The following is a 25,018-nucleotide window of genomic DNA, read 5'->3' on the forward strand; positions in this document are numbered from 1 at the left end:
GTGCCGGTGCCGAGGTAGGTGGGGCCGTGCCTGTGCGCAGGCGGGTGCGGGTGTGCCGGAAGCGAGGGCAGGCGCGGCGGTCATGCGACCAGCTACTGGCGGACCCGTGCGAATCCCGCCTGCGGTGGACTGTCCGAGCGACACAGCCCAAGTGGCGATCTAACTACGGTGCCGTTGGGCATACCGTTGGGCGGTGTTGCGCGGTAGCGCTGTCGACTGGTGCCGTCGGGTCCACTGGGCCGCTGAGTGGGCGCTGTCAGGTGGTGCGCGGGAGTGGCACCGTGGGCTGGGGCTGGGGCTGGGGCTGGGGCTGGGGCTGGGGCTGGGGCTGGGCTGTCGGCTGGCGCGGGCGAGCCACAGCCTCGATCGGCGCGTGGATCGGCGCGTGCCGCGCCGCTTCGACGGGGACCGTCACTGATCGGTGGGTAAGCGCTCGACCGCGGCCGGGTGAGAACGGTCGTTCGGGATGGGAACGGTCGTTCACGCGCGGAAGACCCGTGTGCCGGCAGCGTTTGCCCTGTTCGTGGCGGGTAATTGGGCATGGTGCGGAGCGTGAATCCAGGCCGCCCCTGCGGCGTGGTGGGTTGAGGGGCGCCTGGGGGCACGCGGGCAGTGGGTCAGCAGTGGGTCAGCGGTGGGTCAGTCCGGGAGGACGACCGCGACGATCCCGGCCAGGTGCGCGAGCCGCGCCACTTCTGCGGCGCGGAACATGGGGCCGCCGGGGCGGGCCACGAGCAGGACGCGGTCTGGTTTGCCCAGGGGGGTGGCGGCCAGTTCGGTGCCCAGTTCGCGCCAGGTGGCGGGGACCCAGGGTTCTTCGCCGTCGAGCACCGTGGCGCGGGCCAGGGGCATCCAGGGCAGGTCCAGGGTCCGCATGTCCGGCGCCGCGGTGCTCGCCGCGAGGCGGTGGGAGCCTTCGCCGCCCGCGCCGACGACCATGGCCCAGCCCGCGCGGATGATCTTGGGGACGCCCTCGGTGAAGGTGACCAGGCCGGTTTTGGGCTCGGCCGCGACCTCCTCCACCAGTTCGAGTTCGCGGTGGGTGTCCAGGACGCCCGCGTAGGGGCGCACCGCGTCCACTTCGACGCCCTCGATGGACTCGGCGGCGGTGATGAGGACGTCGGGGAGCCTGCCGCTGGGCAGTTCGACCACCAGGTCGTCGATCGCGACTCCGCCGACGCGTTCGACCACGTCAACGCTGAGGATGTCGGCCCCGATGGCCCCCAGCGCGGTCGCGACCGCACCCAGGGTGCCTGGGCTGTCCGGGAGCTGGACCCGGATCAGGAACGACAAGGCGAACGCCTCCCGCACTACCTACTCGGTGCGCGGAACCTTGTCGTCCGCACCCTACGCCGACCGCTGATTGTCGCAGACCAGGTCACGGGTTGTGGCAGGCGTCCGCCGGATCGCAATCGCGGGATCGCGCACCGGTTTACACCCGCCGGGCGCTAGGAACAACCCGTTCGGGGTTTCGATCGCGCGCGAAATAGACTCCGTGGGTCCCATCGCAGAGAACCCCGGGGGTTCGTCGAGTGCCCAGCATCTCCCGCGACGAGGTTGCCCACCTCGCCCGACTGGCCAGGTTGTCCGTCACCGAAGCGGAGTTGGACCTGTTCGCAGACCAGCTCGACCACATCGTGCAGGCCGTCGCCCAAGTCGGCCAGGTCGCCGACCAGGACATTCCGCCGACCTCGCACGCGGTGCCGCTGACCAACGTCTTCCGTCGCGACCTCGTCCGCCCCGGGCTGACCCAGCAGCAGGCCCTCGCCGCGGCGCCCGCCGCCGAGGACGGCCGGTTCCGCGTGCCGAGGATCCTCGGGGAGGAAGCATGACCGACCTCATCCGCCTGACCGCAGCGGAGATCGCGGCGAAGATCCAGGCCAAGGAGGTGTCCGCGGTCGAGGTCGCCCGGGCGCACCTGGACCGCATCGACGCGGTCGAGCCCGCGGTGCACGCGTTCCTGCACATCGACGGCGACCGCGCGCTGCAGGCGGCCAAGGCCGTCGACGAGGATGTGGCCGCCGGTCGGCCCGCGGCGTCCCCGCTGGCCGGGGTGCCGCTCGCGCTCAAGGACGTGCTCACGATGCGGGGCGCGCCGACCACGTGCGGGTCGAAGATGCTCGAGGGCTGGGAGCCGCCGTACGACGCGACGGTGACGCTGCGGCTGCTCGAGGCGGGCCTGGTCATCCTCGGCAAGACGAACATGGACGAGTTCGCCATGGGCTCGTCCACCGAGAACTCCGCATACGGCCCGACCCGCAACCCGTGGGACCTCGACCGCATCCCGGGTGGCTCCGGTGGCGGTTCTGCCGCCGCGCTGGCCGCGTTCGAGGCGCCGCTGGCGATCGGCACCGACACCGGCGGCTCGATCCGCCAGCCGGGCTCGGTCACCGGCACCGTCGGCGTGAAGCCGACCTACGGCACGGTGTCGCGCTACGGCCTGGTCGCGTTCTCGTCCTCGCTGGACCAGGCGGGCCCGTGCGCGCGCACGGTGCTCGACGCGGCCCTGCTGCACGAGGTGATCGCGGGCCACGACCCGCTCGACTCGACCTCCATCGACGCGCCCGTGCCGCCAGTGGTGGCCGCCGCGCGGGAGGGCGCCAACGCCGACCTCAAGGGCCTGCGCGTCGGCGTGGTCACCGAGCTGGCGGGCGAGGGCTACCAGCCGGGTGTGCTGGCCGCGTTCGAGGCCGCCGTCGCGCAGCTGCGCGAACTGGGCGCGGAGATCGTCGAGGTCTCCTGCCCGAGCTTCGACCTCGCGCTGCCCGCGTACTACCTGATCGCGCCGAGCGAGTGCTCGTCCAACCTCGCCCGGTTCGACGCGATGCGCTACGGCCTGCGGGTGGGCGACGACGCCACCCGCAGCGCAGAGGAGGTCATGTCGCTGACCCGCGAGGCGGGCTTCGGGGCCGAGGTCAAGCGGCGCATCATGCTCGGCACGTACGCGCTGTCCTCGGGCTACTACGACGCCTACTACGGCTCCGCGCAGAAGGTGCGCACGCTGATCAAGCGCGACTTCGACGCCGCGTTCGGCCAGGTCGACGTGCTGGTCTCGCCGACAACGCCCACCACGGCGTTCGGCATCGGCGAGCGCACCGACGACCCGATCGCGATGTACCGGGCCGACCTGTGCACCATCCCGTCGAGCATGGCGGGCAACGCCGCCCTCAGCATCCCGTGTGGACTGTCCGCCTGCGACGGTCTGCCGGTCGGGTTGCAGATCATGTCCCCGGCGCTGCAGGACCACCGCGGATACCGGGTGGCCGCCGCCTACGAGACCGCCCGCGACGCCGCGCAGGGCGGTCCGCTCATCACCCGCGTTCCCGAGCTGGAGGTCGCACACTGATGGCAGACACGAAGAAGTTCAAGGGCGCCTTCGGGATCGTCAGCTCGGTCGCGGCCGCCAGCAGCGCGGCCAACGGGCTGCGCACCGCCCGGCAGGACAACGACAAGCTGGCGCTGGTGAACGCGCTCGGCAGCATCCTCGTCGCGGTCACCGGCCTGCTGATCGCCGCGCGCGCGTTCCGGGGGGGCAAGTGACCGTCACCGCCGAGCTGATGGACTACGACGAGGTCCTGGACCGGTTCGACCCGGTCCTCGGGCTCGAAGTGCACGTCGAGCTCTCCACGAACACCAAGATGTTCTGCGGCTGCCCGACCGGGTTCGGCGCGGAGCCCAACACCCAGGTCTGCCCGACCTGCCTTGGCCTGCCGGGTTCGCTGCCGGTGGTCAACGGCGCCGCGGTCGAGTCGGCGATCCGCATCGGCCTCGCGCTGAACTGCGAGATCGCGCAGTGGTGCCGGTTCGCGCGGAAGAACTACTTCTACCCGGACATGCCGAAGAACTTCCAGACCTCGCAGTACGACGAGCCGATCGCGTTCAACGGCTGGCTCGACGTCACCCTGGACGACGGCGAGATCGTGCGCGTGGAGATCGAGCGCGCGCACATGGAGGAGGACACCGGCAAGTCGCTGCATGTTGGCGGCGCGACCGGGCGCATCCACGGCGCGGAGCACTCGCTGCTCGACTACAACCGCGCGGGTGTGCCGCTGATCGAGATCGTCACCAAGACCATCGAGGGCACCGGGGCGCGCGCGCCGGAGGTGGCCCGCGCGTACGTGGCCACCCTGCGCGATCTGCTCAAGGCGCTCGACGTGTCCGACGTGCGGATGGACCAGGGCTCGCTGCGGTGCGACGCGAACGTCTCGCTGATGCCCAAGGGCGCCGCGGAGTTCGGCACCCGCACCGAGACGAAGAACGTCAACTCGCTGCGCAGCGTCGAGCGCGCCGTCCGGCACGAGATGACCCGGCAGGCGGGGATTCTCGTCGGTGGCGGGACGATCCTGCAGGAGACCCGGCACTTCGAGGAGGCCACCGGCACGACGCGGGCCGGGCGCCGCAAGGAGACCTCGGAGGACTACCGGTACTTCCCCGAGCCCGACCTGGTGCCGATCGCCCCGTCCCGTGAGTGGGTGGCGGAGCTGAGCCAGACGCTGCCGGAGATGCCCGCGCAGCGCCGCAAGCGCATCCAGGCCGAGTGGTCGCTGACCGACCTGGAGTTGCGCGACCTGGTCAACGCGGGCGCGATCGACTTGGTCGCGGCGACCGTCGACGCCGGAGCCCCGCCAGCGGAGGCGCGGTCGTGGTGGGTGTCGTATCTGAGCCAGTCGGCCAACTCGCGGGGCGTCGAGCTGGGCGACCTGCCGATCACCCCGGCCCAGGTGGCCAAGGTGATCGCCCTGGTCGCCGACGGCACGCTCACCAACAAGCTCGCCCGGGAGGTCGTCGACGGCGTCCTGGCTGGCGAGGGCGAGCCGGAGCAGGTGGTCGACCAGCGCGGCCTGAAGGTCGTCTCCGACGACTCGGCCCTCTACGCCGCGGTCGACGAGGCACTGGCCGCGCAGCCGGACGTGGCGGACAAGATCCGCGACGGGAAGGTGGCCGCGGCGGGCGCGATCGTCGGCGCGGTCATGAAGGCCACCAAGGGCCAGGCGGACGCCAAGCGCGTCCGCGAACTCGTGCTGGAACGCTGCGGCGCGTGACCCGTGCCCGCGTGCCCCGCCCACCCGTTCGCCGGGCCGGTGGGGCACGCGGGTGGATCGCGTTCGCGTTGGTGTTATGCGGGTTGCTGACGGGCGGGCGGCAGGCTCACGCTGGCGGGGTGACGTTCCTGGCCCTGGCCGACGTGTCGGCTGAGCGAGTGCAGATCGCGAACCTGGTCGCGGCGGCGAAGTTCGGCACCCCCGCGCCCATTGACGACCCGGCAAGAGAACAGGTCGTCCTCGACACCGCTGCCCGCCGGGCGGCGGAGCTGGGCGTTGACCCGGCGCTGGCCGTGCGCGTGTTCCGCGACCAGATCGAGGCGAGCAAACTGGTCCAACGCGCCCTGCACGCCCGGTGGACCGCGCACCCGGACGAGGCGCCCGCCGAGCGGCCCGACCTCGAAACCGAGGTGCGTCCCCGGCTGGACCGGATCACCGAGCAGATCCTGCGCCACCTCCGCGACACCGAGCCCCTCCGCGCCAGCCCCACCTGCCTACGCGCCCTGGTAGTCGGCTACCGCGTCGTGGAAAGCGCCCGGCGGCTTGACCACCTGCAAGAGCTCGCCCTGGGCCGCGCCTTGCTCTCAATCTGCGTCTAGCCCCGCGATTCTGTGGACAACTCCCGCAAAAGTGTCCCCCGATCGTGTCCGCCGTCCCGAGTTATCCACAGATTTCGGCACCCCCTTCCACCAGCCCCAATACCCGATAGACTGGAGCGGGGCAGCCCCCCGGGAAGGGTGGGGGTATGCCGTCTACGCGCGCGCGAGGGGCGTGCGGCGGGTGCGGGCGGGGTCAGTCCGCTGATCCGCCGCCGCTGGGTTGGACGACGATCACTACGGCGCGGTCGTCGCTGGAGACCGATGTGCCTGATTGCTTGTTGACGGTGCCGCCGACGGCGAGTTGGTTGGTCATCAGGTCCAGGCCGTCGACTTTGCCGAAGCCCTCGTCGGCCATGGTGGTCTGCGGTTTTCCGGTGAAGGTGCCGTCGGGGGCCTGGGGGAGGCTCTGCAGGTGCCCGGCCGTCGACATGGCCACCCACAGCATCTGCGTGGTCGCCGCGCAGCCGGAGACGCCGGGGCGGTCCGGCCATGACCAGGCGGGCGCCTCCAGGGGCCTGCCGGGGGTGACGCGGTAGACGTGGTCGGCGGTGGGGGTGCGGTCGGTCACCCAGATCTGGGAGCCGTCCAGGGTGGTGCACAGGCCGCCGGGGGAGTGGAGGCCGGTGGTGAGGATCGGGTGTCCTGGGTTGGGGTTGCCGTCGGCGGGTTGGCCTGCGGTGTCGAGGCGGAGCACCTTGCCCGCGAGGGAGTTCGGGTCGGCGGGGATGCCCGCGTCGCCGGTGGCCAGGAGGAGGGCGCCCTGGCGGTCCTGGGTGAGGGCGCCCCGGTTGCCGCTGGGGCCGCGGGGGATGCCTGCGAGGACCGGTTTCGGGGTGTCGCCGGGGGCGATGCGGATCAGGCGGTTGTCGGTGGGGGTGGTGACATAGGCGAAGACCAGTTGGTCTTCCGCGTAGTTCGGGGACAGCGCGAGCCCGGTCAGGCCGCCGTCGGTCGTCGCGTCCACCGGGACGGTGGCGAACACGGTCGGCTCGCTGTTCTTGCGGACCAGCAGGATGCGGCCGGTTTTGCGTTCGCCGACCAGGGCGGTCGGGTTCGAGCCGTCGCCGGGCAGGGCGGCGACCGCGACGAGAGTGTCCAGGCAGGTGCCCAGCACGGCCGGGTGGAAGTCCCTGCACCCGTCCGGCGGCGGGATCTCCGACGCGGGCGGCCGCTTGTCCTCGCCGCCGCCACCGCCGATGCCGCCACCTGCGTCCGGCTCCGGCGCGGCCTGCGGGCTCAGCGGGACCTTGGGCTGCCAGCTCTCCGGGGGCGGCTGCTCCGCGAACGACGCGCACGACGTCACCAGGAGCGCGCCCACCGCGGCGGCGAGCACTCGGGACCGGCGCGGCGAACCTGACATGGTGCCCAAGGCTAGGCGCGCGGCCGTGAATCTTCGGTGAGCAGGTCCCCGCGGGCCTGTTCGACCGCCGCGACCCGCGCGACCAGCGCCGTCAGCTCCTCGGCTATCGCCCGCGGCGCCTCCAGCGGCACGAAGTGGCTGGTCGGCACCACCCGCACGCGCGCCTGCGGCAGGCAGGCCACCGACCGGGCCGTCCGCCGCGGGTCGGCCACGGCGTCGTAGCGGGCGGCGAGGACGGTCACCGGGCAGCCGATGCCCGCCAGGTCGCGTTCGGGGACCTCGGCCAAGGCGAGCGCCAGCGTCAGGTACCAGCGCCAGTCGCGGCTGAGGAAGCGGCGGACGGCGCGCGCGACGTCGCCGGGGTCCGCGCCGGGAAGCATGAACCCGCTGCGCTGGAGCGCGGTCGCGGTGAGCCGGTTCACCGGCAGCAGGCGCAGCAGCGGGTCGAGAAGCGGCCCGGCCGCGCGGACCGCCAGCGCGCCGCCGACGACGAGCCGCCTGCGGATCGGGGCGGGCAGCGGCAGCACGCCCAGGACCGCGCCGAACAGGTCGCCGGGGACCCCGCCCGCCAGCAGCAGCCCGGAAACCCGGTCGGGGTGTCGCAGGGTGAGTTCCGCGGCGACCATGACCCCGGTCGACCAGCCCATCACCACGCACCGCTGCACACCGGCGTCGTCCAGCACCGCCAGCGCGTCGGCCACGTGGTCGGCCAGGGTGATCCGGCTCTCGTCCGCGGGCCGGTCCGAGCCCATGGTGCCCCGGTGGTACCAGCTCAGCACCCGCACACCGGAGGACGGCAGCAGGAACGCTGGCCACGCCTCGGGGAAGGTCCCCAGCCCAGCACAGAGCAGCACGACCGGCCCCTCGGACTCGGTCTGCCAGCCCACGATTCGGGTGCCGTCGGCGGCGCGGACCTGGTATTCGCGCATCGGAAGCCAGTGTGCCGCAGATGGCGGCGACCTACTGTGTTCGCGTGACAATCACCGTTCTGGTTCCCGATGAACACGGCATCGCGGCGCTCTCCGAGGTCGAGGGCATCCACGCGGTCCGCTACGCCTCCCTCACCGACCTTCCACCCGAGGCCGACCACGCGCAGGTGCTCGTCCCCGACTTCCTGGCCGAGGACATGGACGACGCCGTCCGGAAGATGCCCGCGCTGCGGCTGGTGCAACTGCTCACCACGGGGGCGGAAAGCTGGATCGGGAAGCTGCCCGATCACGTCATGCTGTCGACGTCGCGGGGGGCGCACGGTGGCAGCACGGCTGAGTGGGTCATGGGCGTGCTGCTGAACATCTACCGGGAGCTGAGCGAGTTCGACGCTGCTCGCCGGGCGAAGGTGTGGAACCAGCATGTCACTGACACGCTCCAGGACAAGCGGGTCCTTGTGCTCGGCGCGGGTGATCTCGGGAAGCAGATGCGTCGCAGGCTTGAGGCGTTCGACGCTCAGCCGACCCTGGTGGGTACCAGCGCGCGGGAAGGGGTGCGTGGGGTTGACGAGTTGCCTGATCTGCTGCCGTCGCACGATGCGGTCGTTTTGATGGTTCCGTTGACGCCTGCCACTCGCGGGCTGGTCGACGCGGGGTTTCTTGCCCGGATGCGGGATGGTGCTGTCCTGGTGAATGCCGCGCGTGGTGCTGTGGTGGATACCGAGGCGCTTCTCGCTGAGTTGCGGAGTGGTCGGTTGCGTGCGGCTCTTGACGTCACTGAGCCGGAGCCGCTGCCTGTGGGGCATCCACTGTGGACGGTGCCGGGGGTGGTGCTCACTCCGCATGTCGCCGGGAGTTGCACGGGGCACCATCGGCGGGCTTACCGGGTTGTGGTTGAGCAGATCGCGCAGTTCGCTGCGGGGCTTGCGCCGGGGAATCTTGTGCGTGGGGACTACTGAGGTTGGTTCCGGGGGTCTGCTCGATGGGGTGGAGTGGGTGCGGTTGGCAGGAAGGAGGGTTCGCTGTCCCGTTGGCTTGGTGGCTTGGTGGACAGTTCAATTGTTGAACGATTGGGTGGTTGAACTTCCTGATCGGTGGGGGCTTCCTGCTCTGCTCCACTGGGCACCTGGCGGGCGTGGGGGTGGGGGTGGCAGGAGGTGGGGCAGGGGGTGGGTGAGCTGACCGGCGTGATCTTGACCTATCGCTTAGTCTGCCGGCGTGAGCAGCGACGACGACCGGCCTCGGCAGACCGGCGGATACGCGGACAGTGGGTACTACGCGCCATCGCAGCCGGTGACGCCGCCTAGAGGGGACGCTTATCCGGGGGATCCGACGGCGGTTCTGCCTGGGCCGATGGAGGCGGACGACGACTACGGTCCCCGGGAGGAGGTGGTCGAGCGGGAGCCGCACGCCTGGCATTTCGGGGCTGACCTGGGGTTGTTGGTGCTGCGGGTGACCGTGGGGGTGTTGTTCGCCGGGCATGGGCTGCAAAAGGTGTTCGGGATGATGCAGGGGCCGGGGATCGGTGGCTTCGCGCAGTATCTGACGTCGCTGGGGTTTCAACATGCGACGGTGTTGTCCTGGGTCACCGGGCTCACCGAGTTGGCGGCGGGGGTGCTGCTTGTGCTGGGGCTGTTCACTCCGGCCGCGGCGGCTGGTGTTCTCGGGGTGATGGCGAACGCCATCTGGACCAAGATCAACGTGCACCAGTTCGCGGGGGCGGTCGAGGTTGAGGCGCTGTACTCCGCCGCGGCGTTCGCGTTGTTGTTCGCGGGGGCGGGGAAGATCTCGCTGGACCGCAACACGCCGTGGTTTCGGCGGGCGCCCGCGTACGGGTTCGTGTTTTTGCTGTTGGCGGCGGGGGCCAGTGTGGTGACGCTTGTCGTTCTGCGGTAGTGGGCGAAACTGAAGAAGAGGGGCGCGTCCGGTGGTGGACGCGCCCCTCTTCTCTAGTTCTCGGGTTACTTGTTGGGGTCGCGGACGGCGCCGGTGGAGGCGTCGGTGGCCATGCGGGCGTAGGCGCGCAGGGCGTTGGTCACCGGGCGCACCCGGTCGACGGGCTGCCAGGGGCGTTCGCTGGCTTCCATCTTGGCTCGCCGCTCGGCCAGGACATCCGGGTCGACCAGGAGTTCCAGGGTGCGCTTGTGCACGTCGATGCGGATCTGGTCGCCGTCGACGACCAAACCGATGGTGCCGCCGCCCGCCGCCTCGGGGGAGACGTGGCCGATGGACAGGCCCGACGAGCCGCCGGAGAAGCGGCCGTCGGTGATCAGGGCGCACTTCTTGCCCAGGCCCGATCCCTTGAGGAACGCGGTCGGGTGCAGCATCTCCTGCATCCCGGGGCCGCCAGCGGGGCCCTCGTAGCGGACCACCAGCACGTCGCCGGGCTGGATCTGCTTGCCCAGGATGACCGAGACGGCCTGCTCCTGGCTCTCCACGACCCGAGCGGGGCCCTGGAAGGTGAACAGGTCCTCGTCGATGCCCGCCGACTTGATCACGGCGCCGCGCTCGGCGAGGTTGCCGTAGAGGACCGCCAGGCCGCCGTCGGCGGTGAAGGCGTGCTCGACGTCGTGGATGCAGCCGTTCGCGGCGTCGGTGTCCAGCGAGGACCAGCGGTTCGACGTGGAGAACGCCTCGGTGGTGCGGACCCCGCCGGGCGCGGCGTGGAACAGCTCGATCGCCTCGGGGGACGGGTTCTCGGCGCGGATGTCCCACTCCGACAGCCACTGCTCCAGCGACGGGCTGTGCACCGAGTGCACGTCGGTGTTGAGCAGCCCGCCCCGGTACAGCTCGCCCAGGATGGCCGGGATGCCGCCCGCCCGGTGCACGTCCTCCATGTGGTAGTCGGAGTTCGGCGACACCTTCGACAGGCACGGCACCTTGCGCGAGATCGCGTCGATGTCGGCGAGGGTGAAGTCGATCTCGCCTTCCTGCGCGGCGGCGAGGATGTGCAGGACCGTGTTGGTCGACCCGCCCATGGCCATGTCCAGCGCCATGGCGTTCTCGAACGCCTTGCGGTTGGCGATGGTGCGCGGCAGCGCGGTCTCGTCGTCCTCGCCGTACCAGCGCTTGCACAGCTCGACCACGGTCGTGCCCGCGCGCTGGAACAGGTCGCGGCGGGCGGCGTGGGTGGCCAGCGTGGAGCCGTTGCCCGGCAGCGCGAGGCCCAGCGCCTCGGTCAGGCAGTTCATCGAGTTCGCGGTGAACATGCCCGAGCACGAGCCGCAGGTCGGGCAGGCCGACCGCTCGACCTCGCTGAGCGCGGCCTCGTCCACCGAGGAGTTGGCCGACGCGGAGATCGTGGTGATCAGGTCGCTGGAGGGGTGCGCGACATCGCCGACGACGACCGCCTTGCCCGCCTCCATCGGCCCGCCGGAGACGAACACGACCGGCACGTTGAGCCGCAGCGCGGCGTTGAGCATCCCCGGGGTGATCTTGTCGCAGTTCGAGATGCACACCAGCGCGTCGGCCTGGTGGGCGTTGACCATGTACTCCACGGCGTCGGCGATGATCTCCCGCGAGGGCAGCGAGTAGAGCATCCCGCTGTGGCCCATCGCGATGCCGTCGTCAACGGCGATCGTGTGGAACTCCCGGGGCACCCCGCCTGCCGCGCGGACCCCCTCGGCCACGATGTCGCCGAGGTCGCGCAGGTGGACGTGGCCGGGCACGAACTGGGTGTAGGAGTTGGCGATCGCCACGATGGGCTTGCCGAAGTCCGAGTCGGTCATGCCGGTGGCCCGCCACAGGGAACGGGCCCCGGCGGCGTTGCGGCCGTGGGTGGTGGTGCGGGAGCGCAGCGCTGGCACGGCTCCTCCAAGTCGATCTCGTCTGCGGTGGGTGGCGGGCACGGCGCCTGGGTCGGCGCCGACGGACGGGAGCGGTGCCTACCAGGCTACTCCGCTCGCCGCTCGGGCTCGGAACGCTCTTGCTCGGGAGCGGTCGGCGCGGTGGCGGCGGGTTCGGTCCGCGCGGGGTCGGCATCGGCCTGGTCGTCGTCCCGCGTCACCGTCGGGTCGTCCAGCCTGCCGCCGCTGACCAGGGCGAGCGCGGGCAGGTGCCGCACGCGCACCGACGGCAGCGGCACCTCGGCGCCGTCGTCGAGGACCGCGCGCACGCCCGCGCGCTTGGTCAGCCGCAGGCCCTTGAGCGCCGTCCACGGCAGCGCGCGACTGGTGAGCACCTGCCGCACGACCAGGCCGCCCGCGTCGGCGGTGGTGCGCACGCGCAGCACCCACACCATGAACGCGAGCGGGATCAGGTAGACCGCGACCAGGCCGGGCGCGGCGAAGGCGACCGGGGTGGCGCCGATCGCGAACAGGAACGCGGCGAGCACCGCGACGGACGGAGTCCGGAACACGAGTCGGGACGGGACCTGCTGCTCAGCCACCCGTAGATGGTGCACCCGCCCGCCGCCGCGCCTGTGCCCGGGGTGCGGACGGCCGTTCCAGTGGAAGTCTGACCAGTATCCGGGATCACGATCCCGCACAGTTGACGCTCTACACCGAACGCACTAGCGTCTGCCGGGTGCCCGCACAGACCCTTCTCGTACTTCCGACGCGCGTTCGACGCTGACGGAAGCCGCCCGCATCGAACGCGCGACCCTCGTGCGACCTTTGAGGTCGACGGGGGTTTTTTCGTGCCCAGACCCCAGTAGCCAGACAGTCCAGTAGCCACAGACCAGCAGCGAAACACCACATCGACCACGAGGCAGAACCGATGACCAGCGCACCATCGCGGCCCAGTGCCGCAGCGACCCCTGGGACGGCGTCTGCGGCTGCCACCGCGCAGCCTGCCCGCCCCAAGCCTGCGCCGCCCTCCGGCACCCCCATCCGGGTGACGGGCGCGCAATCGCTCGTCCGGTCGCTCGAAGCGGTAGGCGTCGAGATCGTCTTCGGAATCCCCGGCGGCACCATCCTGCCCGCCTACGACCCGCTGCTGGACTCCACCAAGCTCCGGCACGTCCTGGTCCGCCACGAGCAGGGCGCGGGCCATGCGGCCACCGGATACGCCCAGGCCACCGGCAAGGTCGGGGTGTGCATGGCGACATCGGGGCCGGGCGCGACCAACCTGGTCACCCCGATCGCCGACGCCAACATGGACTCGGTGCCGCTGGTCGCCATCACCGGACAGCAGACCCGGGCGCTGATCGGCACCGACGCCTTCCAGGAAGCCGACATCTGCGGCATCACGCTGCCGATCACCAAGCACAACTTCCTGGTCACCGACCCGATCGACATTCCCCGCACCATCGCGGAGGCGTTCCACCTGGCCAAGACCGGCAGGCCCGGCCCGGTCCTGGTCGACATCCCCAAGGACGTCCTGCAGGAGACCACCTCGTTCAGCTGGCCGCCGGAGCTGCGGCTGCCCGGGTACCGCCCGACCACCCGCCCGCACGGCAAGCAGGTGCGCGAGGCCGCGAAGCTGATCTGCGCGGCGAAGCGCCCGGTGCTCTACGTCGGCGGCGGCGTCATCAAGGCGCACGCCTCGCCCGAGCTGCTCGAGCTCGCCGAGCTGACCGGCATCCCGGTGGTCACCACGCTGATGGCGCGCGGCGCGTTCCCCGACTCGCACCAGCAGCACCTGGGTATGCCCGGGATGCACGGCACCGTGCCCGCCGTCGGCGCGATGCAGCGCGCCGACCTGCTCGTCGCCCTGGGCGCGCGGTTCGACGACCGGGTCACCGGCCAGCTCTCCAGCTTCGCGCCGGACGCCGCGATCGTGCACGCCGACATCGACCCCGCCGAGATCTCCAAGAACCGCCGCGCGGACGTGCCGATCGTCGGCGACTGCAAGGAGATCATCGTCGAGCTGATCGCCGCGGTGCGCGCCGAGCGGGCCGCGGGCACCGCAGACCTCACGCCGTGGTGGACGACGCTGAACGCGTGGCGCGAGACGTTCCCGCTGGGCTACGAGTGGCCCGAGGACGGGACGCTGTCCCCGCAGTACGTCATCGAGCGCCTCGGCCGGATCGCCGGGCCGGACGCGATCTACACCGCGGGCGTCGGCCAGCACCAGATGTGGGCCGCGCAGCACATCCGCTACGAGAAGCCGATGAGCTGGCTCAACTCCGGCGGCCTGGGCACCATGGGCTACGCGGTCCCGGCCGCGATGGGCGCCAAGTTCGGCAAGCCCGACAGCGTGGTCTGGGCCATCGACGGCGACGGCTGCTTCCAGATGACCAACCAGGAGCTGGCCACCTGCGCCATCGAGGGCGCGCCGATCAAGGTCGCGGTCATCAACAACGGCAACCTCGGCATGGTCCGGCAGTGGCAGAACCTGTTCTACGCCGAGCGCTACTCCCAGACCGACCTGGGCACGCACAAGCACCGCATCCCCGACTTCACCCTGCTCGCCGAGGCGCTGGGCTGCGCGGGCCTGCGCTGCGAGACCAGGGAAGAGGTCGACGCGGTCATCCACCGCGCGATGGAGATCAACGACCGCCCCGTGGTGATCGACTTCGTGGTCGGCAAGGACGCCCAGGTGTGGCCGATGGTCGCCGCGGGCACCGGGAACGACCAGATCATGGCCGCGCGCGGCATCCGCCCGCTGTTCGACGAAGAGTGACCGGCGGCGGAGCAGAGGGAGCAGAGATGAGCAAGCACACGCTGAGCGTGCTGGTCGAGAACAAGCCGGGCGTCCTGGCCCGCGTCGCCGGGCTGTTCTCCCGGCGGGGCTTCAACATCGAGTCGCTCGCGGTCGGCCCGACCGAGCACCCGGACGTGTCCAGGATGACGATCGTGGTGGCGGTCGAGGAACTGCCGCTGGAGCAGGTCACCAAGCAGCTCAACAAGCTGGTCAACGTCATCAAGATCGTGGAGCTGGAGCCCGCGATCGCGGTGCGGCGGGAACTGCTGCTGGTCAAGGTCCGCGCGGACGCCACCGTGCGCAGCCAGGTCCTGGAGACCGTGCAACTGTTCCGTGCCAAGGTTGTCGACGTCTCCCCGGAGGCGCTGACCATCGAGGCCACCGGCACCGCGGACAAGATCGAGGCGCTGCTGCGCATGTTGGAGCCCTACGGGGTGCGCGAGATGGTGCAGTCGGGCATGGTCGCCATCGGCCGGGGTCCGCGGTCCATCACCGCGACCGCGGGCCGGTAACCCCCACGTTTTTCGCAGGTCCCAGGAAGGAAGTACGAAACAGCATGTCCGTCGAGATCTTCTACGACGCCGACGCCGACCTGAGCATCATCCAGGGTCGCAAGGTCGCTGTCATCGGTTATGGCAGCCAGGGCCACGCGCACGCGCTGAGCCTGCGTGACTCGGGTGTGGACGTCCGCATCGGGCTCCCCGAGGGCTCGAAGTCCCGCGCGAAGGCCGAGGAGCAGGGCCTGCGGGTGCTCACCCCGGCCGAGGCCTCGCGGGAGGCCGACCTGATCATGGTGCTGGCGCCGGACACGAAGCAGCGCTTCATCTACGCCGAGGACATCGAGCCCAACCTCTCCGACGGCGACGCGCTGTTCTTCGGCCACGGCTTCAACATCCGCTACGACCTGATCAAGCCCCCGGCGAACATCGACGTGGCCATGGTCGCCCCCAAGGGCCCCGGCCACCTCGTGCGCCGCCAGTTCGTCGACGGCAAGGGCGTCCCGGCGCTCATCGCCGTGCACCAGGACGCCACCGGCGGCGCGCAGGCGCTGGCCCTGTCCTACGCCGCGGCCATCGGCGGCGCCCGCGCCGGGGTCATCAAGACCACCTTCACCGAGGAGACCGAGACCGACCTGTTCGGCGAGCAGGCCGTGCTCTGCGGCGGCGCGTCCGCCCTGGTGCAGACCGGCTTCGAGGTGCTCACCGAGGCGGGCTACGCCCCGGAGATCGCCTACTTCGAGGTGCTGCACGAGCTCAAGCTCATCGTGGACCTGATGTACGAGGGCGGCATCGCCCGCCAGCGCTACTCGGTGTCCGACACCGCCGAGTACGGCGACCTCACCCGCGGCCCGCGCGTCATCACGCCCGCGGTCAAGGAGGAGATGAAGAAGATCCTGGGCGAGATCCAGGACGGCACCTTCGCCCGCGAGTGGGTGGCCGAGGACGAGAGCGGCCGCGAGAACTACCGCCGCCTCCAGGAGCAGGGCGCCCAGCACCCGATCGAGGAGACCGGCAAGAAGCTGCGCGACCTGATGTCCTGGGTCGACCGGCCGATCACCGAGACCGCCTGAGTCTCGCTCGCGCCGTGAGAGGCCGTCGCTCCCCGGGAGCGACGGCCTCTTGGGCTGTCCGGGCGGTCAGAAGTCCGGGTCGGTGCGCAGGGTGATCAGGACCTCGGGGGCGAGATCCGGGGCGAACGAGTAGCCGGGGAAACCGCCCCACCGCACGGATTCGCGCAGGTAGTCGACCAGGGTGATGCCTGGTCTGCCCGCCACGCCGCGCAAGACCGGGTCGGCCACCTGCGCGGGCAGGTCGATGTCGTGGGTGCCGCCTTCGACGTTGGTCTTGACGTACTCGTCGGGAGCCAAGGCGAACGCGAACTCGGTGGGATCGTCGCGTTCCTCCCATTCCAGGTGCAGGGAGTAGGCGTTGCCCAGGCACAGGGGGTCCGGGTACTCGGCGCCGGGCGCGGTCGTGGTGGGCGCGGGCTCTTGGTGATAGGTCAGGTAAAGCGCGTCGCAGTCGCCCGCGAACCACACCTCGCCGACCCTGCGCAGACACGCCTCCAGGGCGTAGGGCAGGCCGCCGATCTTGTCGACCAGTTCGTCTATCAGGGCGTGGTCGCCCTCGGTGGGGGGCTGGTGTGGGCTCACCAGACGGTCGGAAGACACCCAGTCCAGCTCCGGCAGCGCCGCGGCGATCCTCGCCACGTGCTGTGACACCCGCACCATGGTCTCGTCGGCGACGGCGGCGACGTCCTCGGCGAGGGCGTCGGGCACCGGGCCGAGCGCGCGCAACTCGGTCCACACGGCTTCTCTCTCGCCGTGCAGGTAACGCAGGAAATACGAGGTCACACCGCTCACGCTACTCAGCGCGACCAGACCGGCGCGGCAACGACACGGTGCGTGCCGCGGCGCGGGTGGCCTGCGGTATACCTGGTCACCGACAGTCGAGACCTCAGCGAACGAGGAGAGGCCATGGAGAGCGCCCCCATTTACGACGACAAGGCCGAGGTGCGCGGCAGGCTCGACCTGAGCAAGGCCGAGTGGCAGCGCGCGGCGGAGCCCGACGCCGACCCCGATGGCGAGTACGTCGAGATCGCCTTCGTCCCGCACACCGACGGCAAGACCTACATCGCCATGCGGAACTCCAAGTACACCGGCCCGGACGACACGGTCCTGGTCTTCACCGAGTCGGAGTGGGACGCCTTCGTCGAGGGCGCCAAGGCGGGCGAGTTCGACGAGCCGTGGTGACCGGCTCACCCCAGGGCGACACCCCGGGCGATCCGGTGTGGACAGAGCAGGCGGCGCCGCGACGCGGCGCCCCCGCGGTGTGGACCCCGCCAGAAGACGTGGGTGAGCACCCCTTCGCGGCCAGCAGCGGTTCCCTCGCCCTCTCGCCCGACGACGAGCCGCGACCGGATTCCCCTGCCGCGGGCCGCTCCCACCCGCCCGCGCCCGGTCCGCCCGCGCCGGTTCCCAGCCGCCACACCGGTTCTCTCGACATTCCGCCGCCGGGCTCCGTCCGCCCGCCCGCGCCGGTCGCGCCCGCGCTGGCCGCGCCCTCGGCGGGCCAGTTCCCCGCGGCCCAAGCGCCCCAGCCGCGCCTGAAGCCCGACGCGTCCCAGCGCCGCCCGACGGCAGACGCGCCCCGGTCCGGCGCGCTCCCACCGGAGCCGCACGGACCAGGCTCACCTGGGGCCCGGACGCCGGGGCCCGCGGCGTCCGGTGTTCAACCGCCGGGATCACCGGCGTCGCGCCCGCAGCCGCCGCTTCCGCAAGCGCCCCGGTCCCAGGCGCCACCGGTTCAGACGCCACGCGCCCAGCCCTTGCCGCCCGCCCAGCCGCCGCTGCCGTCGCCCGCCCAGCCGCCTTCGCCCCGGACAGCGGAGCCCGCGCGGGCTCCGCTGTCCGGGCCGCCGCGGCGGCCTGAGCCGCATGGCGGGCCGCCGAGGACCGAGTCGCCGCCGGGAGCCGGGCAGCGGTCCCTGCCCGCGCCTTCGCGGGCCGCCGGGCCGCCGCCCCCACGAAACGACCACCGGCCGCAGCCGCCCCGCCAGGTCCCACCGCCGCCGGTTTTCCCGGCGGGCTTCGGGTCGGGGTTCGGGCCCACCGGGTCCGGTGGCTACCCCGTGGGCAGCACGCCGGTCCCCGTCCACCCCGCCAAAACCGAGCCCGACCCCGGCCTGCCCAGGGAACCCGAGAAGCGCCGCCCGGCTTACCTCGTCGAAGGCGACGATGATGAGATGTTCGGCACCGGCGAGTTCACCGCGCCACCGGTCATCGGGGAGTGACGAAGGTCATCACTCGGCCGCCATGTCCGCGCTACCCGTTGTGCCGCTTGGCACCGGGGCAGTGCTGACCCGGGGGCTGACTTGTCACCTGTCTCACCCATCGGTTGAACGGTTCAGTGACCGTCATAGACTCGTCGCGGTTACAGAGAGGTAACCGCTTCCTCTTAGCGCTACCAGCACAGGAGTCCAGCGTGACAACTACGAGCCGCCCCGTCGTCCTCATCGCCGAGAAGCTCGCGCCGTCCGTGCTGGACGTGTTCGGCGACGAGTTCGACGTCCGCCACGTCGACGGCACCGACCGGCCCGCGCTGCTGGCCGCCGTCGCCGAGGCCGACGCGCTGCTGGTGCGGTCGGCCACCCAGGTCGACGCCGAGGTGCTCAAGGCATCCGACACGCTCAAGGTCGTGGCCCGCGCCGGGGTCGGCCTCGACAACGTCGAGGTGCCCGCGGCCACCGAGCGCGGCGTGCTCGTGGTGAACGCGCCCACGTCGAACATCGTCTCGGCCGCGGAGCACGCCGTCGCGCTGCTGCTCGCGGTGGCCCGCCAGGTGCCCGACGCGCACGCCACCCTGCAGGACGGGCAGTGGAAGCGCAGCGCGTTCTCCGGAGTCGAGTTGCAGGGCAAGACCGTGGGCGTCGTCGGCCTCGGCAAGATCGGCCAGCTCTTCGCGCAGCGCCTCGCCGGGTTCGGCACCACGCTCATCGCCTACGACCCCTACGCCTCGCCCGCGCGGGCCGCGCAGCTTGGCATCGAGCTGGTCGAGCTGGACGAGCTGCTCGGCCGCGCGGACGTGATCTCCGTGCACCTGCCCAAGACCCCCGAGACCAAGGGCCTGCTCAACGCCGAGGCGCTCGCCAAGACCAAGAAGGGCGTCATCATCGTCAACGCCGCCCGCGGCGGCCTGATCGATGAGGAGGCGCTGGCCGACGCGGTCCGCGGCGGCCAGGTGCGCGGCGCGGGCGTCGACGTGTTCGTGACCGAGCCCACCACCAGCAGCCCGCTGTTCGGCGTGCCGGGCATCGTGGTCACCCCGCACCTGGGCGCCTCAACCGCCGAGGCGCAGGACCGCGCGGGCACCGACGTGGCCCACTCGGTGCGGCTGGCGCTGCGCGGCGAGTTCGTGCCCGACGCGGTGAACGTCGGCGGCGGCGTGGTCGGCGAAGAGGTGCGCCCGTACCTGCCGCTGACCCAGAAGCTGGGCGTCGTGCTCTCCGCGCTGGGCAACAAGGCGCCGACCTCGATCACCGTGCTGGTGCGCGGCGAGCTGTCCGCGGAGGATGTCGCGATCCTGCCGCTGGCCGCCCTGCGCGGGGTGTTCTCCGGCATCGTCGAGGACCAGGTGACGTTCGTGAACGCGCCGCGGCTGGCCGAGACGCTGGGCGTCACCGTCGAGGTGGCCAAGGAGAGCGAGAGCGTCATCTACCGCAGCCTGGTCACCCTGCGCGGGGTCTACGCGGACGGCTCGGTGATCACCGTCAGCGGCACCCTGTCCGGCCTGGCCCAGGTCGAGAAGCTGGTCGAGGTGCACGGCCGCTCGTTCGACCTGCGCGCGGAGGGCCACGTGCTGCTGCTGGAGTACTCGGAGCGCCCCGGCGTGATGGGCACCGTCGGCACCCTGCTCGGCGAGGCCGGGGTCAACATAGACGCGGCCCAGATCAGCCAGACCGGCGACGGGGACGCGGTCATGCTGCTGCGCGTGGACCGCGCCGTCGACGGCTCGGTCCTGGAGTCCATCGGCGCCTCGATCGGCGCGAGCCTCGTCCGCGCCGTGAACCTCGACTGAGGTCGATCGGGCTGATCGGAAAGTCCATCTGCTGGGACGCGTCCCCGGCTTCCGCGGTGCCCGGATCGGTTGGCCAGCAACCGTTCCGGGCACCGTTCGTGTTTTCCAAACGACCGGAAAACACGTCGACACCACCCAGAGGGGTGGCGAGGTGCGGACACCGGACGACTTGCCGGTAGCCTTCGTTCGTCTACGAGGCCCTGATAGTTCGGGCCGATACCCCGGGAGGTGTGTGCATGCGGCTCGCGGTGATCCCAGGAGACGGGATCGGGCCGGAAGTGATCGCTGAGGCCCTGAAGGTGCTCGGTGAGGTCATACCGACCGCGGAGATCACCCGCTACGACCTCGGCGCGGCGAGGTGGCACGCGACGGGGGAGCTGCTGCCGGAGTCCGTGCTCGGGGAGTTGCGGGAGCACGACGCGATCCTGCTCGGCGCCGTCGGCGACCCGTCGGTGCCCAGCGGCATCCTGGAGCGCGGGCTGCTGCTGCGGCTGCGCTTCGAACTCGACCACCACGTCAACCTGCGTCCGGCACGGCTCTACCCGGGTGTGAAGAGCCCGATCGCCGATCCGGGCGAGATCGACATGATCGTGGTCCGGGAGGGCACCGAGGGGCTCTACGCGGGCAACGGCGGGTTGTTGCGTAAGGACACTCCGCACGAGATCGCCACCGAGGTCAGCGTCAACACGTCCTTCGGCGTCGAGCGGGTCGTGCGCGACGCGTTCACCCGCGCCGCGGCCCGGCCCCGCAAGCACCTCACGCTCGTCCACAAGACGAACGTCCTCACGCACGCGGGCTCGCTGTGGTCGCGTGTGGTGGAAGAGGTGTCGCTGCAGCACCCGGACGTCACGGTCGCCTACCAGCACGTCGACGCCACGACCATCCACATGGTCACCGACCCGACCCGCTTCGACGTCATCGTCACCGACAACCTGTTCGGCGACATCCTCACCGACCTCGCGGCGGCGGTCACCGGCGGCATCGGCCTCGCGGCCAGCGGAAACCTCGACATCACCCGGCGCAATCCGAGCATGTTCGAGCCGGTGCACGGCAGCGCGCCGGACATCGCTGGCCAGGGCATCGCGGACCCCACCGCCGCGGTGCTCTCGGTGGCCCTGCTGCTCGACCACCTCGGCGAGGTCGAGGCGGCGCGGCGCATCGAGGCGTCGGTCGCCTTCGATCTGGCCACTCGGGACCACGCCTCGCCCGGCGGCACGTTCGCCATCGGCGACCGGCTGGCGGCCCTGGTGTCCTCGAACGCCAAGAGCGCCTGATCCCCTCTGGCGCCCGAGCCCGTGTGCCCCATCGCGCCGATCCTGGTGCGATGGGACACACGGGCTCAGGCTGCTCAGGATGTGGGAAACCGACTTGGAATGTGGAACGCCCCTGTGTGAGGATCGGGGCGTGTTCGCCGTGAGCATTATCGACGAGCGCGTCGGGTAGCCCAAGCCACAGCCCGGCGCGCAGACCTCTCGCATCCCAGCGGGGGGTCTTTTTGTTTTCCCAGAACGTTCCCGAGGAGCATCCCGTGACCCGCACGACCCCAGCAGGCACCCCGCTTGGCGACTCCTTCCACGTCTACGACACGACGTTGCGCGACGGGGCCCAGCGGGAGGGCATCTCGTACTCGGTGGCCGACAAGCTCGCCGTGGCGCGGCTGCTCGACGGGCTGGGGGTCGGCTACATCGAGGGCGGCTGGCCGGGCGCGCTGCCCAAGGACACCGAGTTCTTCGCCCGCGCCGCGGCGGGGGAACTCGACCTCAAGCACGCCGCGCTGGTCGCGTTCGGCTCGACGCGCCGGGCCGGGACGACCGCGGCGGCCGACCCGCAGGTCCGGGCGCTGCTCGACGCGCGGGCTCCGGTGGTGACCCTGGTGGCCAAGTCCGACCGCAGGCACATCGAACTCGCGCTGCGCACCGATGTGGCCGAGGCGGTGGAGATGGTCCGCGACACCGTTTCCTTCCTCGTCGGCGAGGGGCGGCGGGTGTTCCTCGACGCGGAGCACTTCTTCGACGGGTACGCCTTCGACCCGGACTGCTCGCTGCGGGTGCTCGGCGCCGCCATGGAGGCCGGGGCGGACGTGGCCGTGCTCTGCGACACCAACGGGGGACAGCTGCCCCTGGCCCTGGCCGACACCGTCGGCGAGGTCATCGCGCGCACCGGGTTCCGGGTGGGCATCCACTGCCAGGACGACACGTCCTGCGCGGTGGCGAACAGCGTCGCGGCGGTGCAGGCGGGCGCGAGCCACGTCCAGTGCACCGCCAACGGCTACGGCGAGCGCGCGGGCAACGCCGACCTGTTCGCCGTCATCGGGAACCTGGTGACCAAGCTCAAGATGCCCGTGCTGCCCGAGGCGGGGCTGGCCGAGCTGAGCCGCGTCTCGCACGCCCTGGCCGAGATCGCCAACATCGCCCCCGACCCGCACCAGGCCTACGTCGGGTGGTCCGCATTCGCGCACAAGGCGGGGCTGCACGCGAGCGCGATCAAGGTCGACCCGGAGCTCTACAACCACATCGACCCGGCGGCCGTCGGCAACGACATGCGGGTGCTGGTCACCGAGATGGCGGGCCGGGCCAGCCTGGAGCTCAAGGGCCACGAGCTGGGCGTCGACCTCGCGGACCGGCCCGACGCTGTCGCCGGGGCACTGCGCAGGGTGAAGGAGCTGGAGGCGCGCGGCTGGTCGTTCGAGGCCGCCGACGCCTCCCTTGAGCTGCTGCTGCGCCGGGAGATCGCCAAGACCGACCCGTCGGCCGCCGAGGCGGTCGCCCCGTTCACGCTGGAGTCCTACCGGGTGATCCTCGACCACCGGGCCGACGGCGAGGTGGTGTCCGAGGCCACGGTGAAGGTCGACGTGGCCGGGCACCGGGTCATCGCGACCGCCGAGGGCATCGGCCCCGTCCACGCCCTCGACGCCGCGCTGCGCCGGGCGCTGGTGCCGCACCTGCCGTGGCTCGACGACGTCGAACTGAGCGACTACAAGGTCCGAATCCTCACATCGGGTGACGGCCCCCGTGCAACCCCGCACGGCACTGAAGCCGTCACCCGAGTGTTGGTGCAGTCCACCGACCGCGAGCTCGAATGGACCACGGTCGGGGTGCACGGCAACATCGTGGAGGCGAGCTGGCTGGCCCTCTGCGACGCGCTGGCCCACAAAGCCCTGCGCGTGCGGTCGGAAGTCGGCATCGGCGGTCTGCGCCCGTAGACCGCCCGTGAGGCGAGGAGGGCAGTGGAGTGGGTCGGATCGGTCACTACGCCGCGATCGTGCTGACAGCCGGGGTGGTGAGCGCGTGCGCGGGCGGCGGAACCCAGCCGGGCGATGCTCCCGCCACCACGCCGCCCAGCAGCTCCGCGGCCACCGGCGACGTGTGGGACAGCGCTGTCCGGCCCGCCTCCGCCGCCGCCAGGGTCGGCACACCGCAGGCGTGCCCGATGCCGTTCGCCTTCGACGTCTCCGGCGGCTGGACACCACGCCCCAACCCCCCGGCGGAACCGCGTGACGGCCTGGAGGCAGCCTGCGACCTCGTAGCCGACCCCGCCTACCTGCGTGTCTGGATCGGCACCGAGGCGGGCAGTTCCCCACGCGGCGCGCTGGAACGCTTCCTGCAAGGCGAGGGCGAGATCACCGAGCCGCACTTCCGCGACACCCAGATCGGCAAGGGCTCGGGCGTGGAAGTCACCTACGAGAAGCCCGGCGACCAGCGCGGCCGCGCGTTCGCCGTGGCGACCCCGCTGCGCACCATCGTGGTCGAGGTCGGCGCGGAAAACCCGGCCGACTACGCGAAGGCGCTCCCCGGCTACCTCCTCGCGAAGGACAGCCTCACGCCTATCGAACGGTGACCGGCTCCGAGGACCTGTCCCGAAGTGCCCGCGGCACGGCAAGTGCGACACACGCACCGGCACTTCGAGGCAGGTCCTAGGGTATGCCCCGTGCTACTAGCTCGAATTGCCCATCCAGAAGGGGTCGCGTTCGTCGCCGTCGAGGGCGACGGAACCGACCAGGTCGCCGCCGAGATCGCCGAGCACCCGTTCGGCAAGCCCACGTTCACCGGCCGCCGGTGGCCGTTGGCCGACACCCGGCTGCTCGCGCCCATCCTGCCCACGAAAATCATCTGCGTAGGCAAGAACTACGCCGACCACGCCCGCGAGATGGGCGGCGAGCCCCCGGAAAACCCGGTCATCTTCATGAAGCCGTCGACCACGGTCATCGGCCCCGGCGCCGCCATCAAACTCCCCGCCGACTCAACCCGAGTCGACTTCGAGGGTGAACTGGCAGCCGTCATCGGAATGCCTTGCCGCGACGTCCCCGCCTCCCGCGCCAAAGACGTCATCCTCGGCTACACCATCGCCAACGACGTCACCGCCCGAGACCAACAACAGGCCGACGGCCAGTGGACCAGGGCCAAGGGCCACGACACCTTCTGCCCCCTGGGCCCCTGGATCAACACCACAGCGGACCCGGCCGACCTGGCGATCAAGACCACAGTGGACGGTGAGGTGAAACAAGACTCCCGCACCTCCCTGCTCCTGCACGACATCGGCGCCCTGGTCGAATGGATCTCCCGAGTGATGACCCTCCTCCCCGGCGACGTCATCCTCACCGGCACCCCAGCAGGCGTAGGCCCCATCACAGAAGGCCAATCCGTCTCGGTGACCATCGACGGCCTAGGCATCCTCACCAACCCCGTCGTCAAGCGCTAACCACCAGCCACACCCACCTTCCCGCCAGGCCGAACCCACCCTGCCGGTCAGGTGCGCGATGGAGTGGAGCAGTAAACCCGCCCTCCTGCCAGCCCGCACCTGAACCAAGCCACACCTGAACAAAGCCGTACCCCTGCCAGGTCGCACCGACCCTGCCAGGTGCTCGATGGGGTGGAGTGGTTTCTTCGGGGGAGAAGGAAGATCGCCAAGCTGGCCGCGCGTGTGGTGCCGC

24 protein-coding genes are annotated in these 25,018 nt (G+C 71.3%); 17 read left to right on the forward strand and 7 right to left on the reverse strand.

Annotation, left to right across the window (positions count from 1 at the left end; genetic code table 11):
- Positions 1-639: 639 nt before the first annotated feature.
- Positions 640-1,293, reverse strand: coding sequence for an ACT domain-containing protein (locus BLS56_RS08725; protein ID WP_091449671.1), 654 nt, complete (start codon positions 1,291-1,293; stop codon positions 640-642).
- A 239-nt stretch (positions 1,294-1,532) separates the two neighbouring features.
- On the opposite strand from BLS56_RS08725, the gene gatC reads away from it, so the two are divergent.
- From gatC to BLS56_RS08750, 5 genes are all read left to right on the forward strand, one after another.
- Positions 1,533-1,832, forward strand: a complete 300-nt coding sequence (gene gatC, locus BLS56_RS08730; RefSeq protein WP_091449464.1) for an Asp-tRNA(Asn)/Glu-tRNA(Gln) amidotransferase subunit GatC — start codon at positions 1,533-1,535, stop codon at positions 1,830-1,832.
- Positions 1,829-3,346, forward strand: coding sequence for an Asp-tRNA(Asn)/Glu-tRNA(Gln) amidotransferase subunit GatA (gene gatA / locus BLS56_RS08735; RefSeq protein ID WP_091449465.1), 1,518 nt, complete (start codon positions 1,829-1,831; stop codon positions 3,344-3,346). The genes gatC and gatA overlap by 4 nt, the downstream gene beginning before the upstream one ends.
- Positions 3,346-3,540 (forward strand): hypothetical protein, encoded by a 195-nt coding sequence (locus tag BLS56_RS08740; protein WP_091449466.1) that lies wholly within the window; start codon positions 3,346-3,348, stop codon positions 3,538-3,540. The genes gatA and BLS56_RS08740 overlap by 1 nt, the downstream gene beginning before the upstream one ends.
- Positions 3,537-5,042 carry an Asp-tRNA(Asn)/Glu-tRNA(Gln) amidotransferase subunit GatB gene (gene gatB / locus BLS56_RS08745; RefSeq protein ID WP_091449467.1) on the forward strand — a complete coding sequence of 502 codons (1,506 nt, stop codon included), beginning with the start codon at positions 3,537-3,539 and terminating at the stop codon, positions 5,040-5,042. Before BLS56_RS08740 ends, gatB begins: the two co-directional genes overlap by 4 nt.
- A 71-nt stretch (positions 5,043-5,113) precedes the next feature.
- On the forward strand, positions 5,114-5,641 hold the full coding sequence (locus BLS56_RS08750) for a chorismate mutase (protein WP_267463902.1): 528 nt from the start codon (positions 5,114-5,116) through the stop codon (positions 5,639-5,641).
- Positions 5,642-5,834: 193 nt separating this feature from the next.
- Here the strand turns inward: BLS56_RS08750 and BLS56_RS08755 are convergent, their stop codons facing one another.
- Together BLS56_RS08755 and BLS56_RS08760 are read right to left on the reverse strand one after the other, a co-directional pair.
- Positions 5,835-7,001 (reverse strand): PQQ-dependent sugar dehydrogenase, encoded by a 1,167-nt coding sequence (locus BLS56_RS08755; protein WP_091449673.1) that lies wholly within the window; start codon positions 6,999-7,001, stop codon positions 5,835-5,837.
- 11 nt (positions 7,002-7,012) lie between these two features.
- Positions 7,013-7,930 (reverse strand): alpha/beta fold hydrolase, encoded by a 918-nt coding sequence (locus BLS56_RS08760; protein WP_139190572.1) that lies wholly within the window; start codon positions 7,928-7,930, stop codon positions 7,013-7,015.
- Positions 7,931-7,950: 20 nt separating this feature from the next.
- Here BLS56_RS08760 and BLS56_RS08765 point away from each other — a divergent pair, with 20 nt between their 5' ends.
- The gene (locus BLS56_RS08765) at positions 7,951-8,886 is read left to right on the forward strand and encodes a 2-hydroxyacid dehydrogenase (RefSeq protein ID WP_091449674.1); all 936 of its coding nucleotides are present in this window, start codon (positions 7,951-7,953) and stop codon (positions 8,884-8,886) included.
- 259 nt (positions 8,887-9,145) lie between these two features.
- Positions 9,146-9,823: a DoxX family protein gene (locus BLS56_RS08770; RefSeq protein ID WP_228771488.1), complete on the forward strand. Its 678-nt coding sequence runs from the start codon at positions 9,146-9,148 to the stop codon at positions 9,821-9,823.
- 65 nt (positions 9,824-9,888) lie between these two features.
- Here BLS56_RS08770 and ilvD read toward each other — a convergent pair whose 3' ends face one another.
- Positions 9,889-11,733: a dihydroxy-acid dehydratase gene (gene ilvD / locus BLS56_RS08775; protein ID WP_091449469.1), complete on the reverse strand. Its 1,845-nt coding sequence runs from the start codon at positions 11,731-11,733 to the stop codon at positions 9,889-9,891.
- A gap of 86 nt (positions 11,734-11,819) precedes the next feature.
- Positions 11,820-12,314, reverse strand: coding sequence for a PH domain-containing protein (locus BLS56_RS08780; protein ID WP_091449470.1), 495 nt, complete (start codon positions 12,312-12,314; stop codon positions 11,820-11,822).
- 329 nt (positions 12,315-12,643) lie between these two features.
- Here BLS56_RS08780 and BLS56_RS08785 point away from each other — a divergent pair, with 329 nt between their 5' ends.
- From BLS56_RS08785 to ilvC, 3 genes are read left to right on the forward strand one after another with little or no spacing between them, the layout of a single operon-like run.
- Positions 12,644-14,491 carry an acetolactate synthase large subunit gene (locus BLS56_RS08785; RefSeq protein ID WP_091449471.1) on the forward strand — a complete coding sequence of 616 codons (1,848 nt, stop codon included), beginning with the start codon at positions 12,644-12,646 and terminating at the stop codon, positions 14,489-14,491.
- A 26-nt stretch (positions 14,492-14,517) separates the two neighbouring features.
- Entirely contained in the window at positions 14,518-15,024 is a 507-nt protein-coding gene (ilvN, locus tag BLS56_RS08790; RefSeq protein ID WP_091449472.1) for an acetolactate synthase small subunit, read from the forward strand.
- 44 nt (positions 15,025-15,068) lie between these two features.
- Positions 15,069-16,082, forward strand: coding sequence for a ketol-acid reductoisomerase (gene ilvC / locus BLS56_RS08795; RefSeq protein WP_091449473.1), 1,014 nt, complete (start codon positions 15,069-15,071; stop codon positions 16,080-16,082).
- 66 nt (positions 16,083-16,148) lie between these two features.
- Here the strand turns inward: ilvC and BLS56_RS08800 are convergent, their stop codons facing one another.
- Positions 16,149-16,865: a hypothetical protein gene (locus BLS56_RS08800; RefSeq protein WP_139190573.1), complete on the reverse strand. Its 717-nt coding sequence runs from the start codon at positions 16,863-16,865 to the stop codon at positions 16,149-16,151.
- Between the two features lie 123 nt (positions 16,866-16,988).
- On the opposite strand from BLS56_RS08800, the gene BLS56_RS08805 reads away from it, so the two are divergent.
- Positions 16,989-17,264: a DUF397 domain-containing protein gene (locus BLS56_RS08805; RefSeq protein WP_091449475.1), complete on the forward strand. Its 276-nt coding sequence runs from the start codon at positions 16,989-16,991 to the stop codon at positions 17,262-17,264.
- A 553-nt stretch (positions 17,265-17,817) separates the two neighbouring features.
- On the opposite strand, the gene BLS56_RS30510 is transcribed toward BLS56_RS08805, so the two are convergent.
- Complete coding sequence (locus BLS56_RS30510; protein ID WP_139190574.1) at positions 17,818-18,123, reverse strand: hypothetical protein; 306 nt, start codon at positions 18,121-18,123, stop codon at positions 17,818-17,820.
- A gap of 19 nt (positions 18,124-18,142) precedes the next feature.
- Here BLS56_RS30510 and BLS56_RS31335 point away from each other — a divergent pair, with 19 nt between their 5' ends.
- The 6 genes from BLS56_RS31335 to BLS56_RS08830 all read left to right on the forward strand — a co-directional run bounded on the left by BLS56_RS31335 (position 18,143) and on the right by BLS56_RS08830 (position 24,786).
- Positions 18,143-18,304: a hypothetical protein gene (locus tag BLS56_RS31335; RefSeq protein ID WP_175482741.1), complete on the forward strand. Its 162-nt coding sequence runs from the start codon at positions 18,143-18,145 to the stop codon at positions 18,302-18,304.
- A gap of 191 nt (positions 18,305-18,495) precedes the next feature.
- Positions 18,496-20,088, forward strand: a complete 1,593-nt coding sequence (gene serA / locus BLS56_RS08810) for a phosphoglycerate dehydrogenase (RefSeq protein WP_091449476.1) — start codon at positions 18,496-18,498, stop codon at positions 20,086-20,088.
- A gap of 236 nt (positions 20,089-20,324) precedes the next feature.
- Positions 20,325-21,362: a 3-isopropylmalate dehydrogenase gene (locus BLS56_RS08815; RefSeq protein WP_091449477.1), complete on the forward strand. Its 1,038-nt coding sequence runs from the start codon at positions 20,325-20,327 to the stop codon at positions 21,360-21,362.
- Between the two features lie 254 nt (positions 21,363-21,616).
- Complete coding sequence (gene cimA / locus BLS56_RS08820) at positions 21,617-23,290, forward strand: citramalate synthase (RefSeq protein ID WP_091449478.1); 1,674 nt, start codon at positions 21,617-21,619, stop codon at positions 23,288-23,290.
- A gap of 29 nt (positions 23,291-23,319) precedes the next feature.
- Positions 23,320-23,925 carry a lipoprotein gene (locus BLS56_RS08825; RefSeq protein WP_091449479.1) on the forward strand — a complete coding sequence of 202 codons (606 nt, stop codon included), beginning with the start codon at positions 23,320-23,322 and terminating at the stop codon, positions 23,923-23,925.
- Positions 23,926-24,015: 90 nt separating this feature from the next.
- Positions 24,016-24,786, forward strand: a complete 771-nt coding sequence (locus BLS56_RS08830) for a fumarylacetoacetate hydrolase family protein (RefSeq protein WP_091449480.1) — start codon at positions 24,016-24,018, stop codon at positions 24,784-24,786.
- The last annotated feature ends 232 nt before the right edge of the window (positions 24,787-25,018 follow it).

It is taken from the genome of Actinokineospora iranica, assembly GCF_900101685.1.
GTDB lineage: Bacteria > Actinomycetota > Actinomycetes > Mycobacteriales > Pseudonocardiaceae > Actinokineospora > Actinokineospora iranica.

What these genes read in the sequence shown, in the direction of transcription:
- BLS56_RS08740 (WP_091449466.1), top strand. Translation starts at nt 3,346, where the DNA reads ATGGCAGACACGAAGAAGTTCAAGGGCGCCTTCGGGATCGTCAGCTCG.
- BLS56_RS08815 (WP_091449477.1), top strand. Translation starts at nt 20,325, where the DNA reads ATGCGGCTCGCGGTGATCCCAGGAGACGGGATCGGGCCGGAAGTGATC.
- gatA (WP_091449465.1), top strand. Translation starts at nt 1,829, where the DNA reads ATGACCGACCTCATCCGCCTGACCGCAGCGGAGATCGCGGCGAAGATC.
- ilvC (WP_091449473.1), top strand. Translation starts at nt 15,069, where the DNA reads ATGTCCGTCGAGATCTTCTACGACGCCGACGCCGACCTGAGCATCATC.
- BLS56_RS08760 (WP_139190572.1), bottom strand. Translation starts at nt 7,930, where the DNA reads ATGCGCGAATACCAGGTCCGCGCCGCCGACGGCACCCGAATCGTGGGC.
- ilvN (WP_091449472.1), top strand. Translation starts at nt 14,518, where the DNA reads ATGAGCAAGCACACGCTGAGCGTGCTGGTCGAGAACAAGCCGGGCGTC.
- BLS56_RS08785 (WP_091449471.1), top strand. Translation starts at nt 12,644, where the DNA reads ATGACCAGCGCACCATCGCGGCCCAGTGCCGCAGCGACCCCTGGGACG.
- BLS56_RS08805 (WP_091449475.1), top strand. Translation starts at nt 16,989, where the DNA reads ATGGAGAGCGCCCCCATTTACGACGACAAGGCCGAGGTGCGCGGCAGG.
- BLS56_RS08765 (WP_091449674.1), top strand. Translation starts at nt 7,951, where the DNA reads ATGGCGGCGACCTACTGTGTTCGCGTGACAATCACCGTTCTGGTTCCC.
- BLS56_RS08755 (WP_091449673.1), bottom strand. Translation starts at nt 7,001, where the DNA reads ATGTCAGGTTCGCCGCGCCGGTCCCGAGTGCTCGCCGCCGCGGTGGGC.